Source organism: Pedobacter sp. AJM (genome assembly GCF_002197755.1).
Classification (GTDB): Bacteria; Bacteroidota; Bacteroidia; order Sphingobacteriales; family Sphingobacteriaceae; genus Pedobacter.
In genome coordinates, this window is the sequence record NZ_NHOT01000006.1 from 156,640 (window position 1) to 173,899 (window position 17,260).

The window sequence follows — 17,260 nt, forward strand, 5'->3', positions numbered from 1 at the left end:
TTTATAGTTTATAATCTTTAACATACTTAATCCAATCTTTAACTTCAGAAGGTATTTCTATATCTGGTTTGATACCTACATTAGCTTTCTCTGTATTTGCTCTGAGTAATCTAGTGGGTGGATAAATCAATGTGAAAAATTTGCAAGGCATCTGTGTTTCTACACGTTCAACATAATTAATAGAACCTGCACTATTTGTACCATAAAGTTTAACTTTACTACTCTGTCTGGCTTGTAATGCAAATAATTCTGTACTACTGCTAGATTCTTTATTCATTAAGATAGAGACTCTGGATGGTTTTTTAAATATGTTTGTATATCTAATTGTATCGACTGGATACAATAGATACATCTCCCCAAGATGTGCTTTTAATTTAATCAAGTTTTGCTTAAAAGAATCTTGAACATCTTGTGGCAAATCAGTAGATGTATCTTCAAAACCATCTTTGATATTATCATCTGTAGCCAGGACCTGTGCGCTTTCAGTTAGAATTGGGTTGGTATATATATATGGTAAAATCTTTTTAAAGGCACCAACAGCTCCTCCATGGTTATTTCGTAAATCAATGATTAAATGATCTGTATTGAGCAATACTGAATCAATTTTTAGCATTAAGCTATCTGTTTCTTGCCTTAATGAAATATCAAAGCTTGGGATAGTTAAGAGGCCTGTTTTATTATCAAGTTTTTTAAATTTAGGATTATTTATTCCAACTTGAGCGTTATGCTCAGGTGAACCATTTTTGTAGAACTTTCCTAATTCTTTTAAATCAATTGTGTCTTTTAGAAGGATCATTTTAGCTGGATAATTTGAATGATCTCTTGCAAGAAAATACATGAAATTATAAGTTTTGTTTATCTTTTTTATTTTAAACTTAATTTGTTGTGGAATCCAAAATATACCATCAGCCTTGATTGTAAAACCTATAAACTCATCATGGATTAAACTATCACGGACAATACCTAATTTGAAAATATTTGATTCATGATTCCAAATACCTTCAATGCTGTCTAAAGAATATTTATTAGCGTTTAAATATGATTTTAGATTATCTTTTGACCACTTTGTTCTCTCTTCTTTAGCGAAAAAATTAAGAATGGAATCTTTTGGTTGATTTGCATTAAATACGATTGACATATGTCTGTCTTTAAAAAAGTTGAGCCATTCTTTGCAAAGAGAAATACACTTATCCCTGTTTGTTATTTTTGCTACTTGCTGAAGACTATCGGTAAAGCGATCGAATTGTTTTTGATTATTTTTTAAAACCATATCGTTATACCCAGCATAATTCTTTTTAATACGTTTCACCATAAAATTGAAATTATCTGAACAATTGCAGTTTTGGGCTTGAGAGGGATCTGTAAAAAGAAGAAAAAGAAGAAAATAAATATATTTCATAAAATAATTTAATAGGGACTTAGTTCTTGATAATCATTATTAGAGCTGTTATGGCGTGCTTAAATTAGCATTTAATTATTAAGATGTTACAATACTTGATTGTTTTAAGATTGGTTTTTTTATTAAATCGATTGAGTTTTTAAATCATTACATAATTTTGAAGATGGACTTCCTCCATCGCCCTCATTTAATTGAATTAAGTTTAGCCCACCTCTTGTTAGATTTCCTCCATTAATCAGTTTCATTTGCTCTGGTGTCAAATTATTAAGGCTATTCTTTTTAAAAATGAAAATAGTTCTTTTTTCTAATTTAGTTGTTTTCATAGGACTTAGATTTAAGTGTTTTAAATGTATGCATGCAAAGTATAGCTTATTATGAGATGGATCAAAAAAACTACACCAAACAGCCTTTTGGGAATATGAAACGGATGGATTAGATATGTAAACGATCATTTGGATTTATACTTTATGATGAACTCAATCCAGTCGGTTTCGCTTTCAGGTATGCTAACATTCGGCGCAATACCAATATTATCCAAAGGGCGCTTTATACTATGCAATGACTTACTAGCTGGATAATTCAATGAGTAAAATTTACAAGGTAAATTTATAGATACGATTTCCCCATAATCTACTGCTCCGGATGTATTTTGACCATATAAAGTTACTTTTTTACTTTGTTCCGCTCTGAGTAAAAAAAGCTCTGCACTGCTGGCAGTACCATCATTTATTAAAATTGAAATCCGGGATGGATATTTTAAAATCCTTGAAAATTTAATAATCTCTTCGTCATAAAGTTGGTAATGTTCTCCTAAATGTTCTCTTAATTTCTTCACATCTTTTTTCATATTTAGTTTACTTTGAAGAGAAATATCTGGATATTCTATATCATAACAATCTTTTATATTATCCTCGGTTGCCCATACTACTCCGCCATCTACTTTAATAGGATTAGTATATAAATAAGGTAGTAATTTCTCAAAAGACTTGGTTGAGCCGCCAGAATTATCTCTAATATCAATCATTAAGTGTTCACAATGATCTAATTGAGCTTTATGTCTGATGATTAAACTATCAATTTGAGTTCTATATTTCGATTTAAAAGATGGAAGTTTAACAAGGGATGTTTGATGGTCAAGAAGAGTGAAAGATGGAGGATTCTCTTTTATGGTAACTTGAACGGATTGTTGCTTAATTTTTGGTCCTCTGGTCCACCTACCATAGATGCCAAAATCTAAAACGTCTCTTTGTATAGATAATTTGGGATATTGTTCTGAATGATCTGCTCCGCTATAATAAATTGGTTCATATTTGTTACCATTCTTTTTTAATCTAAATTTGATTTGCTGAGGCATCCATCTTACTGAATCTGCTTTGACTATAAAAGCAACGAATTGTTTAGGTTTAATATCTTCAACAATTCCAACCTCATATATGCCATAATTCCAGATTCCTTCAATACTATCTAATGTCTCTTTATTTTTAATCAAATAAGATTTAAATTTGCTTTCTGTCCAACTTGTTTTTTCATCGTTTGAAAAAAATATTCTCAGAGCATCTGGTGGGAATTTGCTGAAATCTATGCCAAAACTAATATGTTTATCTTTAAAGAAATCAAGCCATTCCCTACATAAGCTTAAACACTGGTATGCATTTGATCGGTTAGCGATTTGTTGGAGGCTATCTGTGAATTTTGCAAATTGTTTGCTGTTTGATGGGGTTACCTTATCCGTATAACCTACATAATTTTTGGAAATTCTTTGGGTTAAGAAAGCAAAGTTATCTCCACAGTTGCAGTTTTGGGCTTTAAGGCATGTAACAGTAAACATCAAAAAGAAAAAGCCTAGTAATTTTTTCATATAAACATTAATGATGAGTAAGTGAGCTTGTGTAGGCTAACTTATTAGTTTGTTTTGTGGTTAAAAATATAAAACATTGTCGTAGCTAACAAAAACTATTGATGAATACTACCTTTTTATGTACCAAACTATTTTGATCAAAAGAGTTTTCATTTTTTTAAAACAGCGTGTCAATGGATTCTAAAGCAATATATCAATATACCCAGTTATAATCATGTAGTTGTTTTTGTAACTATATTAGGTGTCGTGTCCTTATAAAATGCCATTTGGTGTATTATTTTTCAGGCTCGGAAAAATAAATTCAATACTTGTATCATGTTAGGCCAACAGAGGCGGAAATCCGAAAAGCCTTTAATGAGTAGGAATTAAAATTTAAATTAAACGAAATGAAAAAGTTAGAATTAGAAAAAATTGAAACCATTAATGGTGGTAGTGTCAAGCATTGCAATCTAACAGCAGCAGGTCTAGGATTAGCATCTTTTCTTTTTGCACCGTTAGGTGGAACTGCAGCATTATTCGCTATTGGTTGTGCATTGTATGATTTATAATATTATGAATATGAAAAAGTTAGAATTATCCGATTTAGAAAAAGTAAAGGCTTCTGGGCCAAGAGAATGTTGGGGTGTAGCTGGGTATTATTTATTAACCTCACCTATATCAGGTATAGGGTTAGTAATTGGTGCTGCCTGCTATGTGTCTTCTCTTTAAAAGTTTAGTTTATGAAAAAAAATTCTTTTAATAGAACTACAGGATTTGGCCTATTATTTATTCTATTGTTAACATTTGCATATTATCTAGGATATTTTTCAGATATATTTTTCAGTGTAGGATTAGTAATTTGCATGGTGGGATTGGTAGTTGATAAGAATAGTATTAACAAAACTGTAAGAGACATTAATTTTTGTTTGCTATGTAGTTTCATGCTATTCTCATTAGGTTTTTTTTTATATAAGATTTAAATGTTTAGCTGTTCCAGAGGTGCTATAATACCTCTGGAATTTTTTATTAAATCCTCAATACAAGACTTTAATAATACGTCTTAGAAACCCCCATTTAAAAAAGATAAATATTATGATCAAACTGAAACTATCATTCTGGGTTTTGCTATTAACAATAGCCATAATCAGTATTTCAATTACTTATATCTTTAGCCACTATTTATTTACTCGTGATATTTACTATAATAGTTATCAGAGTCAGTTAGAAACAATCCGTATTGATGAACTTTTTGAAACGCAACTGAAATACAGCTGGATAGCTTTTCTATTTATACCATTATGGTTGTTGCTTAAAAATTTTATAGTTGGGTTATGTTTACAAGTTGGTTTACTCTTAAACAACGCTAAATTAAAATTTAGCATCACCTTTAAAATTGCGTTAACAGCTGAGTTTGTTTTCTTATTACCGCAATTATTTAAACTTTGTTGGTTTCTGATCTTTAAAACTGATTATACAATAACCGAAGTACAACAATTTTATCCGCTTTCCGCACTGAACTTATTTAAGCAAGAAAATTTACCTCAATTATTAATTTATCCTTTCCAAACTTTTAATGTTTTCGAAATCCTGTATTGGATTTTATTGGCCGGTGGCATTAAGCAAGCTTTAAATACAGATCTTAATCAAGGCATTCGGGTGGTATTTTCAGGTTATATACCAGCATTAATTTTGTGGGTAGTCTGCATTATGTTTATTAGTATTTCTCTTAACCCAGCAATTTAGTAATATCTCCTTATTTAATTTTTATGAAGAAAAAAATAATTCTAGCGATAGGCATTTTAGCCTTTTGCCTTGCCGGGTTATTGGCTTTTAAAATTCTGGAAAAGTATAACAACAACAAAGTCATAGCAAATCAGAAGCAATTGCTACCTGCTTTTCAATTTTATGGTCAAAACCTTAAAAAATTTAGTGCTACGCAATTGCAACCAGATGTTCCGGTATGCATTTTTTATTATAATGCAGATTGTGAGCATTGTGATTACGAAGCTAAAGAGATTAGGAAGCATATTAGAGCATTTGAAAAAGTTCAGGTGGTGATGGTTTCGACCAATATGCCTGAACAAACAGCACAATTTATTAATACACATCAATTAAATAATTATGCTTTTATCACCTGGCTTTACGATAAAGAATACAATTTTTATAAATGGTTTGGTAAATCTGTTACGCCCTCTGTTTACATTTATAATAAGCAGCGTCAGCTGGTAAAAGAATATACCGGTGAGGTGAAGGTATCTGCAGTACTTAAATATTTAGATCATGAAAAGTAAGGCTAGTAAAACACTGGTATTACAGCATGACAGTAGTGATTGTGGTGTGGCTTGTTTGCTTTCTGCTGTACACTATTTTGGGGGAAGCAGTAATTTAGAGCATTTAAGAAAAGTAAGCGGTACTGATGGAAATGGTACCACTTTACAAGGTCTGTGCGAGGGTGCTGCTAAGGTAGATTTAATAGCTGAAGCCTTTGAAGCGGAACTACAGCATTTAATGGTATTAGAGGAATTGTGCTTATTGCATATCAAATTAAATAATGCGATGGAGCATTATGTACTTTGTTATAGGTATGATGATAAAAAAGAAGTTTTTATTATTGGCGATCCGGCAAAAGGGATAGAGTATTGGAGTAAGGAAACGTTATCTACATATTGGGAATCAAAAATTCTTTTGACACTGAAACCAGTTGAAAGTTTTCTATCCTCTCAACATAAAAAAAAGCAGAAATTTAAATGGTTTTTAAATGTACTTAACGAGGATTCAAACATTTTATTAGCTTCTATATTTTTAGGTGTGATCATTGCAAGTTTGGGGCTATCTACTGCATTATTTACCCAAAAACTGGTTGATGAGATTATTCCGAAGAATCAAGTAAATAAAATGATAAGTGGCTTAATCATTTTACTTTGTTTGTTAATTGCAAAATCCATGATAGCCTTTTTAAGGCAACTCTTTTTACTCAAACAAACCAAAGATTTTAATGAGCGGATTACAGGCAATTTTATTTCAAAATTATTATATCTGCCCAAACTATTTTTTGATACCCGAAAAACTGGTGATTTAATCTCAAGATTGAATGATACCCAACGCATTCAGCGTAGTGTCTCTTTTTTAAGTGGAAGTTTTGTAATTGATTTTTTAATTGTAATCGTATCTTCAGTTTATCTTTTTCACTACCATTATGGTATAGCACTTACCACATTGACTGCAATTCCATTAATGGGGTTGATCACTTTTAAATTCAAAAAGAAAATTTTGACACAAAATACGGAGGCAATGGCATCCTATTCCGCTAATGAAAGTAATTATATTGATGTTATACAAGGGATTAGCGTGCTTAAAGTGTTAAATAAAGAGGCCGATTTTATCCATAGATCAATCAGTTATTTTTCAAATTTTCAGCTCAAAAATTACATATTGGGTAAAACGAGCAACCAATTTAACTTATTTGTAGAAATGTTTGCTTCCATAATTATTGTGTTAATTATTGCACAGGTTTCCTATTTAACCTTGCATCACCAATTAAAGATTGGTGAAATGATGGCAATATTGTCTATTGCAATCAGCATTATACCATCTTGTACCAGATTAATGTTAACAAACCTGCAGATTCAGGAGGCTATTGTAGCCTTTAACAGAATATACGAATTTGCAGATACAGCACCAGAAAATGATGGTGATCTTTTAATTGCAGAAGATGAATGGGATAACCTGTTTGATCAATTGGAAATGAGAGATTTGAGTTTTAGGTTTGCTGGAAGAACAATATTATTAAATGCAATAAACATAGAAATATTTAAAGGAAAAATATCGGTACTACTGGGAGAAAGCGGGTGTGGTAAAAGTACACTTATACAAATTCTACAAAAATTTTATGTTCAGGAAAAAGGCTTTATTTTGGTTAATGGAAAGTTTGAGCTAAAAAATATTTCTGCAAAAAAATGGCGTAGTGTAATTGGTGTGGTACCTCAGGATATTAAATTATTTAATTGCAGCATTATCGAAAATATTTGTTTGAGTAGTAAGCAAAGTGATTTTGAGCAAGTGCTTAACTTATGTAAATTATATGGCCTAGAAAATTATTTCAGCCAGTTTCCTCAAGGATTGGCTACCAGGGTTGGAGAAGAAGGTTTAAATCTTTCCGGCGGACAAAAACAGATTATAGGCTTGATAAGGGCTCTCTTTAATCAGCCGCAATTACTTTTGCTTGATGAGCCAACAGCATCACTTGATCCAAAAATGGAACAATTTATTTTAAACCTGCTTTTATCTTTAAAAAATAATATGGGGATTTTTCTAATTACGCATAAAGAAAGTACGGCACTAATCGCCGATTTAAAATATGTAATTGAAGAGAAGGTCGCTGCTAAAGTACTGGTTAATGAATTAATTTAACATTTTTCATCCCTAAAATCTGCCAGTTGGTGTATTGAATTTATTTTTAATAAAATAAATTCAATACTTGTATCATGTTAGGCCAACAGAAGCGAAAACCCGAAAGCCTTTAATGAGTAGGGTATAAAACTTTAGTAAATTGGACTTGTATACTATAATTTGATTATTTATTAACTATAAGAATATTATGAAATTAATTATCAAAAAAACAATTTTATTTTTTGCTGCATCAAGCTTAATCCTGCTTGTAATAGTTTTAACTGGATTTACTGAAAAAAAAACATCTGATTATGGATCGAGATCTAAACTATTTGTTTCAATGAATACTAATATGCTTCAGAATGTAGATCGTTTAGTCAAATGGTCGGCCAAGGATTCTACAAAGTTAAGTAAAGATAAATCTCTTATTTCTCTATATGGTAGTGCTAAATTTACATGTGGAAACTTTGACATATTTGCTGATGAAATCTTTTTCAATAAAAAATTAAAAAAGATCACTGCTAAAAACTATAAAATGATTTCATTCAGTTCTAAAAAAGTTACTGAGGGTCAATATGGTGAATTTGATATTAACAAATCGTATTAATCTAATAGTCTGTTTGGAATAAAGAATGATCGAAATACAGTCTGTAAACAAGAAAATTTCAAAATATTTTTTTATTTCTCTTTTTGCAAATATTTTAAGTGGTTATGTATTTAACTATTTAAATATCCTGTATTTTAAACTTAATAATGATCAGTTTGAAAAAATATATGAGAATAAAATCTTTTTTATAGCGGTTATTTTTGCACCTATAATTGAGACATTAATATTTCAGTTTTTTTTATACCGTTTTATACTACTTTTAAAAATAAAATATATATATTGTAATTGTTATCATGTCATTTGCCTTTTCGCAAGGGCATTGGTACAATTGGCTTTATGTAGTGGCCACATTTTTTAACGGACTATTCTTTAATACCCTTTACCTGAAAGTATATCGATTGAAAAATGAATTTTATGCAATTCTACTGGTGATTATGGTGCATGCATTATATAACTTATATGGTTTTCTATTTGTTGGATAGTAATTTAAGTAATGATAATCATTTAAATAAAACAGAAATTTTATGAAAAATACACTGATCAGTAAAAATGAAGTATTAATCAACATGCTATTTATAGTAGGTCTCCTTTTTATCTTTCTTTATGATCACCGAATAGAATTTTTGCATGGATTACAAGCGGGCCTTCATGACTTTTTTAAGTAACCAGCTATTCATGATAATACTCAATGATTGTCTATGTTCAGATTAAATAAAATCTCCCTTCCCATTTGGGGATGTGTATTTTTTGTTGTTTTGCTGCTTGTTAACGTTATATTCAAAGTAGCTGACAAAGAATTAAATAGAGGTTTAATCATTATTTCATATGGAATGATGATTGCACACATCCGTAACCAGAAAAAGAAATAATTACTGGAAAAGCAGAAATAGACTGAAGATGGGCGTAACTCATACCAACTTTTAGTATTCACTTTATATGTATAACGTATGATTTTGTGCCTTAATATTAACGGTTATTCCTTTTTTTGCGATGTTAAGCCACCATGTTGAAAAAAAGAGCCTATTTGTTATAAATATACTGTGTTTAGCATGCGGTGTCATGTTACTGTCTCTTCCTGCTGGTTTGTTTTTAGGAAAGGCATTTTACTTTCTAACACATTCATAAATATTACTCAATTTTTAATCATCAGCAGCAGCGATCATCCAGATTTAGATTGGCTTTGATAAATAATCGATTTTAAAACCAGCATATACAGCTGTTTTTTTTGTTTATAGCTGATTTTTACAATAACCTTATAGGTTGAGTGGCAGGTGATGCCATTTATTTACCTGTTCACTATTCATCCCTACAATCTGCCCTTTGGTGTATCAATTTTGTTGCTTCACAAATTAAATATAAAATTGCCCCTAAATTATTGTAATTCATATGGCCGTCGAGAAAGAGACAGATTTGCAGAACAATGTGCTGGTTTTTTTACATCAGACGAAAGTGAGCACCCAGATTATTTATTCCGTGACCCTCCTGGCAATTGTTATGGCCTTATCTGCTTTGCCATTTGTTTATACCACGGTAAGCGTAAAAGGAAGTGGTTCATTACAAAGTAATATAGAGAAAAATGAATTGCTGGCACCGGTGTCTGGTAAAATTACAATGATCAATTTAACTGATAACAAAAAAATAAAAAAGGGAGACCTTCTTTTAAATATAGATCCTACGCTTCAGGAAAAGCAGGGAATGATTTTAAGTAGTCGTACAAATGAATTAAGTGATTTGTTAAACGATGCTACGCTCCTGTTAAAAAAAGTCGATTTAAGCGGTGCTGGTTTACCTGCACTGCACACCGGCTTATATACAGCCAGCTGGCAGCAGTTTATGGAGCAAACCCAGAATGCATTGAACGCTAAAAATCAGGCTTACCAGATTTATGCCAGATATGAGATTCTTTTTGCAAAGAAAGTCGTTACACAGGCTGAATACGAGCAGTATAAATTTAACTACGACCAGGCACTTTCTGATTTTAACCTCGTGGCCAGGAAATATAAAACGCAATGGCAAACAGAGGCCAATCAATACAGAAAGGAACTAAAGGACCTGGATAATCAAATGGTTCAGCTCACGGAACAGGAAAAGTTATATCAACTTACTGCCCATATTGATGGTACTGTTCAAGGATTATCGGGCTTGCAGACGGGATCTTTCGTTTCTGCCGGGCAGAAGATCGGAGAGATCTCTCCTGATAGTGCTTTGCTGGCCATCAATTACATTAAATCTTCAGACATTGGCTTGATTAAAAAAGGCCAGGAAGCCAGGTTTCAGATCGATGCATTTAACTATAACCAATGGGGTTTGCTTAAAGGAGTAGTTACAGATATTTCAGACGATATTGTGATGATTAACCAAAACCCATACTTCAAAGTAAAGTGTAAGCTGAATCAAGACTACCTCCAGTTAAAAAATGGTTATAAAGGTCAGGTAAAAAAAGGAATGAGTTTTAGTGCGCGGTTTACCATTGCCAAAAGAAGCTTGTATCAATTGCTCTATGATCAGGTTGATGACTGGCTGAATCCGAATGGAGCCAAACGCTAAAAGAAGAAAGCTAAATGGTAATAACTAAAAAGCCTGAATTAAACATTCTCATATCTCACATCTGAAATCTAATGTCTATTTTAATTAAACAACGTGATATTACCGATTGCGGAGCGGCATGCCTGGCTTCTGTTTCCGCTCATTATCAATTAAAAATGCCTGTTGCACGAATCAGACAACTGGCCAGTACCGATCAGAAAGGAACCAATGTATTGGGTTTAACAGAAGCCGCCGTTAAACTCGGTTTCGAGGCAAAGGGGGTACGCGGCCAGGCTGATAGTTTAATGAAAATCCCATTGCCTGCCATTGCGCATGTGGTGTTGAAGAAGCAATTACAGCATTATGTGGTGATTTATAAGGCGACAGATCAATACATAGAAATAATGGATCCCGGTGATGGCAGGATGCACCGCAAAACCATGGAAGCGTTTGCGGCAGAATGGACTGGAGTATTGGTTTTAATGCTGCCTGATGAGAGTTTTAAAAAAGGAAATGAAAAGGTAGATACGGGTAGCCGGTTCTGGAATTTGATTAAGCCCCATAAAACAATTGCTGTGCAGGCGCTTTTTGGTGCTTTAATGTATACGATTCTAGGCCTTTCTACCTCCATTTTTGTGCAGAAAATAACGGATCATGTTTTGGTAGATGGCAACCGGAATTTGCTGAATGTGATGAGTATGGCCATGATTGCCATCTTATTGCTTCAATTATTTATTGGCACGGCTAAAACCATTTTTACCATCCGTACCGGACAGCAAATTGATGCCCGCTTAATTTTAGGATATTACAAGCATCTTTTAAAATTGCCGCAACAGTTTTTCGACACCATGCGTGTAGGCGAAATTATTTCGAGGGTAAATGATGCGGTAAAGATCAGGGCTTTCATTAACGATGTTTCCATTAACTTGGTGGTGAATGTATTCATCGTGATTTTCTCCTTTCTGCTTATGTTCAGTTATTACTGGAAACTGGCGCTAATGATGCTGGTGGTCATTCCACTTTATCTACTGATTTACTTTATAAGCAATAAGCTCAATAAAAAAATCCAGAGAAAGCTGATGGAAGAATCTGCAGATCTGGAATCGCAGCTGGTAGAAGGATTAAATAATGTAGCCACCATTAAGCGTTTCGGCCTGGAACGTTTCACCAATGAAAAAACTGAAACACATTTTGTATCCTTGCTTAGAACCATTTATCAATCAGGAATGAATGGTGTTTTCTCCGGAACATCAACCGAGGTGATTGCCAGGTTACTCACCATTATCCTGTTATGGGTAGGAGCGGGCTACGTTTTAGATGGCGAAATTACACCCGGTGAATTGTTTTCTTTTTATACTTTAATTGGCTACTTCACAGGACCGGCCGCATCCTTAATCGGCGCCAATAAAGCCATACAGGATGCGATCATTGCATCAGATCGTTTATTCGAAATTATGGATCTTGAAGTGGAGCAGGATACCTCAAGTGTTCACCTCACCAAAGAATTAATGGGAAACATTCGCTTTGAACATGTTGCTTTTCGCTACGGAAGTCGCGTTAATGTTTTCGAAGACCTGAATCTGCATATCGAAGCGGGGTCGTTTACAGCCATAGTTGGCGAAAGTGGTTCGGGCAAATCCACCTTAATGTCATTGCTTCAGAATATTTATCCCATTCAGTCGGGAAATATTTTTATCGGGATTAATGCCATTAAATACTTAAACAATCATTCGCTTAGGAACCTGTTAAGTGTGGTGCCTCAAAAAATAGATCTTTTTGCAGGCAATGTTGTGGATAATATTGCAGTTGGTGATTATGAACCGGATATGCAACGCATCATCAACATTTGTTCGCAATTGGGCATTATGTCATTTATTGAAGAACTGCCTGAAGGTTTTCAGACTTATCTCGGTGAAAACGGGGCTTCCTTATCCGGCGGACAAAAACAACGCATTGCCATTGCCAGGGCTTTGTACCGTAACCCTGAGATTTTAATCTTGGATGAGGCTACTTCATCATTAGATTCTGCTTCAGAACAATATGTTCAACGGACAATAGATTTATTAAGGAAGCAAAATAAAACGATCATTATCATTGCACACCGGCTAACCACCATCAAAAATGCAGATAAAATTATTGTTTTAGATAAAGGTAAAGTGGTAGAAGAGGGAAGCCACACCCAAATGATTTTTGCAAATGGTCATTATGCAAATTTATGGAAACAACAATTTGGCGATGATGATTTGACCAGCCTGTTAACACCATCCCTGGAATTTGTCAATTCTAAAATTATATCCTAATGATTTGACTCAAATAACAGGATTAAACTAAACGCTTATGAAACTACTAGAATATATTGACCGCATCAAGATCATACATAAATTGATTAAAGAAAGTCATACAGGTACTCCAGAAAATTTTGCGAAAAGATTATCGATATCTACCTCAAGATTATATGTGGTATTGGAAGAATTAAAGCTGATGGGGGCGCCAATTGAATATTCGCGTCAGCTGCAAACGTATTATTATACCCAGGCATTTGAAGTAAACATCAGGGCTGATTTTATGGTCTTGAAACCACAGGAGTTAATCAGTATAAATGCAGGTTTTTTAAATCAAAATCATTATCCACTCCTTTTTTTGTAGAGTGGACAAAAGTAATTTAGTGGTGTTGCAACGAAGGCGTAAACCGAAAAGCCTTAAATGAGTAGGTAAAGTTATTATAATATAAAAAATGAAAAAATTACATTTAGAGAATTTTGGTGTTCAGGAGATGAATGCTAGAGAGATGAAAAATGAAAATGGTGGTAGTGCTATTGGAGATTTCTTTGTAAAAACGATATTGGCACCAGCTTATGCTCTAAGTAGCAGTTTGGAATTCGGAGTAGGTTTCGCTCAAGGACTTGCAGGTGGATTTCATGATAAATATGATTAATTATTTAATTTAAGAAAAATGAAAAGATTAGATAAATATTCTGTTATTCAGCTTAATCAAAATGATTTGTTGGATATAAATGGTGGTAATCAATTACCTAAAAATTGGGATCAGATGTCATTTGCACAAAAATCAGGCTATGTTATTGGTCATGCAACTTTTGCTGCTGTAGATTTGGCCGCTGCTTTATTATTACCCTGGGTTTAAAAAATATAGCTATTCGGACTAACCGAATAGCTATTTATTAAATAATTATGCTAAAAACTATAAAACTTATCTTTAGTTTTTTACAAAATCCAGATGATAAAAAATCTGGTTTAAATATAATAAAGACATTTCTTTCAGGCTTAATTATTATATTTTTAATTAGTTTGATTTGTCATTTTCTCGCAGAAATTTTAGGTCGGTTTGGACTTGAAAATCCCTTCACAAATCTACATTCTAATGAGCAGATAATACTTAATAAGTATGGTTTGCCCGCACTAATTGGAATCTTACTTTTAATGCCATTAGTAGAAGAAACAATTTTTCGTTTACCATTACGCCCTAAATTTATACATAATGCATTGAGTTGCATCTTGTTGATAGGAATAATTATTGCCAACTTTTTGGCACATAAAGAGTATACCTCACAACTAATATTTATTGGCTTTTCTTTGTTAGTTTTAATTAATTTATGGTTAAATAGAAATCGCTTTAGGCTATTGGTTTATTTTTCGGCTATTCTTTTTGGCTTGATGCATATCTTGAATTTTCTGCCCTTAAATTTCAATTCTTTAGGTATTTGTATGGTATTAATTATTCCACAAATTTTTGTAGGACTAATGCTTAGTTATATTAGAATAAAATGTAATTTTTGGTTGGGCTGTCTTTTTCATATAATATTTAACTTACCTCACATAATTATTTTATTAATAAAATTTAGTACTTAAAATATGAAAAAAAAGATAATCAAGATTATACTTCTCATTATCATAGCAGTAATTGTTTGTTATTTGTTTTTAAACAGGAGGGATTTTCTTCTTGGCTTTACTCAGGGCTTTTCTTCGGAAAATTAATAACATTTTTTAAATGAGTTCTGCTAATAATTAGACAATAGCATTAATATATAATATTCAATTGCCTACTTAACAATTCTTATTTTTAATACACCAAAGCCAGATACCGCCCATGATGGCTTACACAGCCGGGAGCCATACTCTTATAATCCGCTGGGTGATGGGGTTGTGAATAAATGGCGATGCTGATTTTACTAAGCTGATCACAAACCGGAGCAGCAATCGTATGCACATAATTTGGCAAAACACTCGTTTTCGTGAAATACACCTGGCCATCAACAGTAACCGAACCATTAACTTCTGCATGAGTAGAAGTCAGTTTACAGGCCAGGCTTGCCGGGGCGAAATTTCGAATACCTGTTTTACGATTATGTATTTTGTAAGCCGCTTCTTTCATGCTCCATAAGAGCCAAACCATTTCATCAGCACAGTTTGCGGTCGCAATTAAGGTTTGTTCGCTTGGACAAAAAATTTTATCCAGATAGCCTTTACGTCGCCAGTTGCTTTGTACTTTCGCTAAATCTAAATCTACAATATCGTTACCGATCAATTTCGCTTAGTTTTTCTTTTATCACTTCAATGGAAGCCTTCACAGTTAACATTTTTTCCATAGAGGCGTTATCAATGTTGATGCCGAATGCCTCTTCTACATCTAAGATGATGTCTACCAAATTGGCTGAGTTGATGTTTAAATCTTTGATAAAATCAGACTCTTCGCTCAGGTTTTCCAATGCCGCGGAAGCCGGTGCATAAGTGGTGATGATTGGTTTTAGTTTATGGATAATTTCTTCGTTACTCATGTGCGTATTTTTTGAAAATAATACAGGCATTTACATCGCCAAAACCGAAGCTCGCCTTAATTAAGGTATTGATTTTTATTGATTTCATTTTTTGCGGAACTTTTTCTGCATCGATTAACGCCGTAATGGCGGGGTTTAAATCTTCACAATTTACATTTGGAAAAAGAAAATTATGATGGATTTGCAGCACGGAGGCTACACATTCTATACTGCCAGATGCCGTTAAGCAGTGGCCTGTCATTCCTTTTAAAGCATTAATGTAAGGGAAATCAATCCCTTTCCTATTCAGTGCAGTTGTCCAGTTTTTAATTTCCAATGCATCCATCGCGGTAGCTGTTAAATGCCCGTTGATGGCATCGATTTCATCCGTGGACACCCCTGCATTTTCAATCGCTTTACTGATACACCTTTGAACCGCAGTTGAGTTAGGCGCGGTCATGGTTCCGGCCCCCCTTTGTCCGCCGGAATTGGCATGTCCACCCAAAATTTCGGCATATATTTTTGCCCCTCTTGCTTTGGCATGGCTTAATGATTCTACCACCAAAGCACCTGCGCCAGCTCCCGGTACAAAACCACTTGCGGTGGCACTCATTGGTCGTGAACCTTTTTCAGGGCTATCATTGTGCTTGTAAGTACACACTTTCATACCATCGAAACCGCCCCAAATGTACGGACCACTATCACTGGTGGCACCAGCGAGAATTACGCTTGCCTGCCCGCTCCTTATTCTTTCGAAAGCCGTTAATAAACTTTCTGTTCCGGTACAGCAGGCGGATGAGTTGGTGGAAATCTGATTTCCCAGTCCTATTTTTCCTGAAAGGTATGCACTTACCCCACTGTTCATGGTTTGTGCCACCACGGTACTGCCCAAGCGTCTGATGTCGAGTTTATCAATGGTGTAAATGGCTTCCCTGAAGCGGTCAATTCCGGAAGTGCCGGCACCGAAAACCATTCCATAATTCCAGAAGGGCTCATCTGTATCATTTAAAGGCAATCCTGCATCCTTCCAGGCATCCATGCCGGCGATTACGCCATATAAAATGCCCGTGCTGTTAAAATTACGCAATTCTAAAGGGCTGAAGTATTGAGCAGCAAGTTCAGCAGGTACGTCTGGTAAGCCGGCAATCTGACAGGAAAATTTCAGGTCGCTTAAAAGCTGCTGGTGTTTAATCCCTGAAGTACCATTTTGTATGGCGGATAGAAACTGATCTAACCCAATGCCATTTGGTGAAACTACACCCATCCCGGTAATGACGACTCGATTATCCATTGGCATTTTTGATAAACATCCCGGCCAGTTCCCCATAGCAAACCTTATCTCCAGCCAGGTTCTGCATGGTGATTTTACACTTCAGTTTATTGAACCTGAAATATATTTTTTCTGAAACAACGCTTACTTTCTCTCCCGGAAAAACAGGTCGTAAAAACTCAACATTGGTAGATGTCATCGCCACCTGACCATTAAAGTCCTCTTCTTTAGCCGACAGCAAAAAAATCCCCAGGCTAACCAGGCCAATCTGCGCCATGGTTTCCGTTAAAATAACGCCAGGTGTGATCGGGTTGTTTTTAAAGTGACCTTTGTAAAAATCTAGTTCCGGATCAAAAGTAAAAGAACCTCTTACACCATCCTCGTTGATGCTTTCGATATCATCAACAAAAAGAAATGGCTTTGAATAGGGCAGTAGGGTTATTATTTCTTTGCTTGTCAT

At 34.0% G+C, this 17,260-nt stretch carries 20 protein-coding genes; 13 read left to right on the forward strand and 7 right to left on the reverse strand.

Annotated features, from left to right (window positions below):
* Position 1: 1 nt before the first annotated feature.
* From CBW18_RS14060 to CBW18_RS14070, 3 genes are all read right to left on the reverse strand, one after another.
* On the reverse strand, positions 2-1,399 hold the full coding sequence (locus tag CBW18_RS14060; protein ID WP_088301956.1) for a S41 family peptidase: 1,398 nt from the start codon (positions 1,397-1,399) through the stop codon (positions 2-4).
* A 122-nt stretch (positions 1,400-1,521) separates the two neighbouring features.
* Positions 1,522-1,722: a hypothetical protein gene (locus CBW18_RS14065; protein WP_088301957.1), complete on the reverse strand. Its 201-nt coding sequence runs from the start codon at positions 1,720-1,722 to the stop codon at positions 1,522-1,524.
* A gap of 125 nt (positions 1,723-1,847) precedes the next feature.
* Positions 1,848-3,257: a S41 family peptidase gene (locus CBW18_RS14070; protein WP_088301958.1), complete on the reverse strand. Its 1,410-nt coding sequence runs from the start codon at positions 3,255-3,257 to the stop codon at positions 1,848-1,850.
* Positions 3,258-3,643: 386 nt separating this feature from the next.
* On the opposite strand from CBW18_RS14070, the gene CBW18_RS21425 reads away from it, so the two are divergent.
* From CBW18_RS21425 to CBW18_RS14125, 13 genes are all read left to right on the forward strand, one after another.
* The gene (locus tag CBW18_RS21425; RefSeq protein ID WP_172406536.1) at positions 3,644-3,805 is read left to right on the forward strand and encodes a hypothetical protein; all 162 of its coding nucleotides are present in this window, start codon (positions 3,644-3,646) and stop codon (positions 3,803-3,805) included.
* 10 nt (positions 3,806-3,815) lie between these two features.
* Positions 3,816-3,965 (forward strand): hypothetical protein, encoded by a 150-nt coding sequence (locus CBW18_RS21430; protein WP_172406537.1) that lies wholly within the window; start codon positions 3,816-3,818, stop codon positions 3,963-3,965.
* A 363-nt stretch (positions 3,966-4,328) separates the two neighbouring features.
* Positions 4,329-4,979, forward strand: a complete 651-nt coding sequence (locus tag CBW18_RS14075; RefSeq protein WP_088301959.1) for a hypothetical protein — start codon at positions 4,329-4,331, stop codon at positions 4,977-4,979.
* A gap of 23 nt (positions 4,980-5,002) precedes the next feature.
* On the forward strand, positions 5,003-5,527 hold the full coding sequence (locus CBW18_RS14080; protein WP_088301960.1) for a peroxiredoxin: 525 nt from the start codon (positions 5,003-5,005) through the stop codon (positions 5,525-5,527).
* The gene (locus CBW18_RS14085; protein WP_088301961.1) at positions 5,517-7,646 is read left to right on the forward strand and encodes a peptidase domain-containing ABC transporter; all 2,130 of its coding nucleotides are present in this window, start codon (positions 5,517-5,519) and stop codon (positions 7,644-7,646) included. The genes CBW18_RS14080 and CBW18_RS14085 overlap by 11 nt, the downstream gene beginning before the upstream one ends.
* Positions 7,647-7,833: 187 nt before the next feature.
* The gene (locus CBW18_RS14090) at positions 7,834-8,232 is read left to right on the forward strand and encodes a hypothetical protein (RefSeq protein ID WP_088301962.1); all 399 of its coding nucleotides are present in this window, start codon (positions 7,834-7,836) and stop codon (positions 8,230-8,232) included.
* 290 nt (positions 8,233-8,522) lie between these two features.
* Positions 8,523-8,714, forward strand: a complete 192-nt coding sequence (locus tag CBW18_RS21280; RefSeq protein ID WP_371566871.1) for a hypothetical protein — start codon at positions 8,523-8,525, stop codon at positions 8,712-8,714.
* Positions 8,715-9,618: 904 nt separating this feature from the next.
* A complete protein-coding gene (locus tag CBW18_RS14100) occupies positions 9,619-10,779 on the forward strand; it encodes an HlyD family secretion protein (RefSeq protein ID WP_088301964.1) in 1,161 nt (386 codons plus the stop codon).
* Positions 10,780-10,850: 71 nt separating this feature from the next.
* A complete protein-coding gene (locus CBW18_RS14105) occupies positions 10,851-13,058 on the forward strand; it encodes a peptidase domain-containing ABC transporter (protein WP_088301965.1) in 2,208 nt (735 codons plus the stop codon).
* 37 nt (positions 13,059-13,095) lie between these two features.
* Positions 13,096-13,404 carry a DNA-binding protein gene (locus tag CBW18_RS14110; protein ID WP_088301966.1) on the forward strand — a complete coding sequence of 103 codons (309 nt, stop codon included), beginning with the start codon at positions 13,096-13,098 and terminating at the stop codon, positions 13,402-13,404.
* Positions 13,405-13,492: 88 nt separating this feature from the next.
* Positions 13,493-13,693: a hypothetical protein gene (locus CBW18_RS14115; RefSeq protein WP_088301967.1), complete on the forward strand. Its 201-nt coding sequence runs from the start codon at positions 13,493-13,495 to the stop codon at positions 13,691-13,693.
* 18 nt (positions 13,694-13,711) lie between these two features.
* Complete coding sequence (locus CBW18_RS14120) at positions 13,712-13,900, forward strand: hypothetical protein (protein ID WP_088301968.1); 189 nt, start codon at positions 13,712-13,714, stop codon at positions 13,898-13,900.
* Between the two features lie 47 nt (positions 13,901-13,947).
* Positions 13,948-14,625, forward strand: coding sequence for a type II CAAX prenyl endopeptidase Rce1 family protein (locus CBW18_RS14125; RefSeq protein WP_088301969.1), 678 nt, complete (start codon positions 13,948-13,950; stop codon positions 14,623-14,625).
* 211 nt (positions 14,626-14,836) lie between these two features.
* Here CBW18_RS14125 and CBW18_RS14130 read toward each other — a convergent pair whose 3' ends face one another.
* The 4 genes from CBW18_RS14130 to CBW18_RS14145 are packed head-to-tail and all read right to left on the reverse strand — an operon-like array spanning position 14,837 to position 17,260.
* Positions 14,837-15,301 (reverse strand): 4'-phosphopantetheinyl transferase superfamily protein, encoded by a 465-nt coding sequence (locus tag CBW18_RS14130; protein WP_088301970.1) that lies wholly within the window; start codon positions 15,299-15,301, stop codon positions 14,837-14,839.
* Complete coding sequence (locus tag CBW18_RS14135) at positions 15,291-15,551, reverse strand: acyl carrier protein (protein ID WP_088301971.1); 261 nt, start codon at positions 15,549-15,551, stop codon at positions 15,291-15,293. Before CBW18_RS14135 ends, CBW18_RS14130 begins: the two co-directional genes overlap by 11 nt.
* Complete coding sequence (locus CBW18_RS14140) at positions 15,544-16,821, reverse strand: beta-ketoacyl synthase (protein ID WP_088302016.1); 1,278 nt, start codon at positions 16,819-16,821, stop codon at positions 15,544-15,546. The genes CBW18_RS14135 and CBW18_RS14140 overlap by 8 nt, the downstream gene beginning before the upstream one ends.
* A complete protein-coding gene (locus CBW18_RS14145) occupies positions 16,814-17,260 on the reverse strand; it encodes a 3-hydroxyacyl-ACP dehydratase FabZ family protein (RefSeq protein WP_088302017.1) in 447 nt (148 codons plus the stop codon). The genes CBW18_RS14140 and CBW18_RS14145 overlap by 8 nt, the downstream gene beginning before the upstream one ends.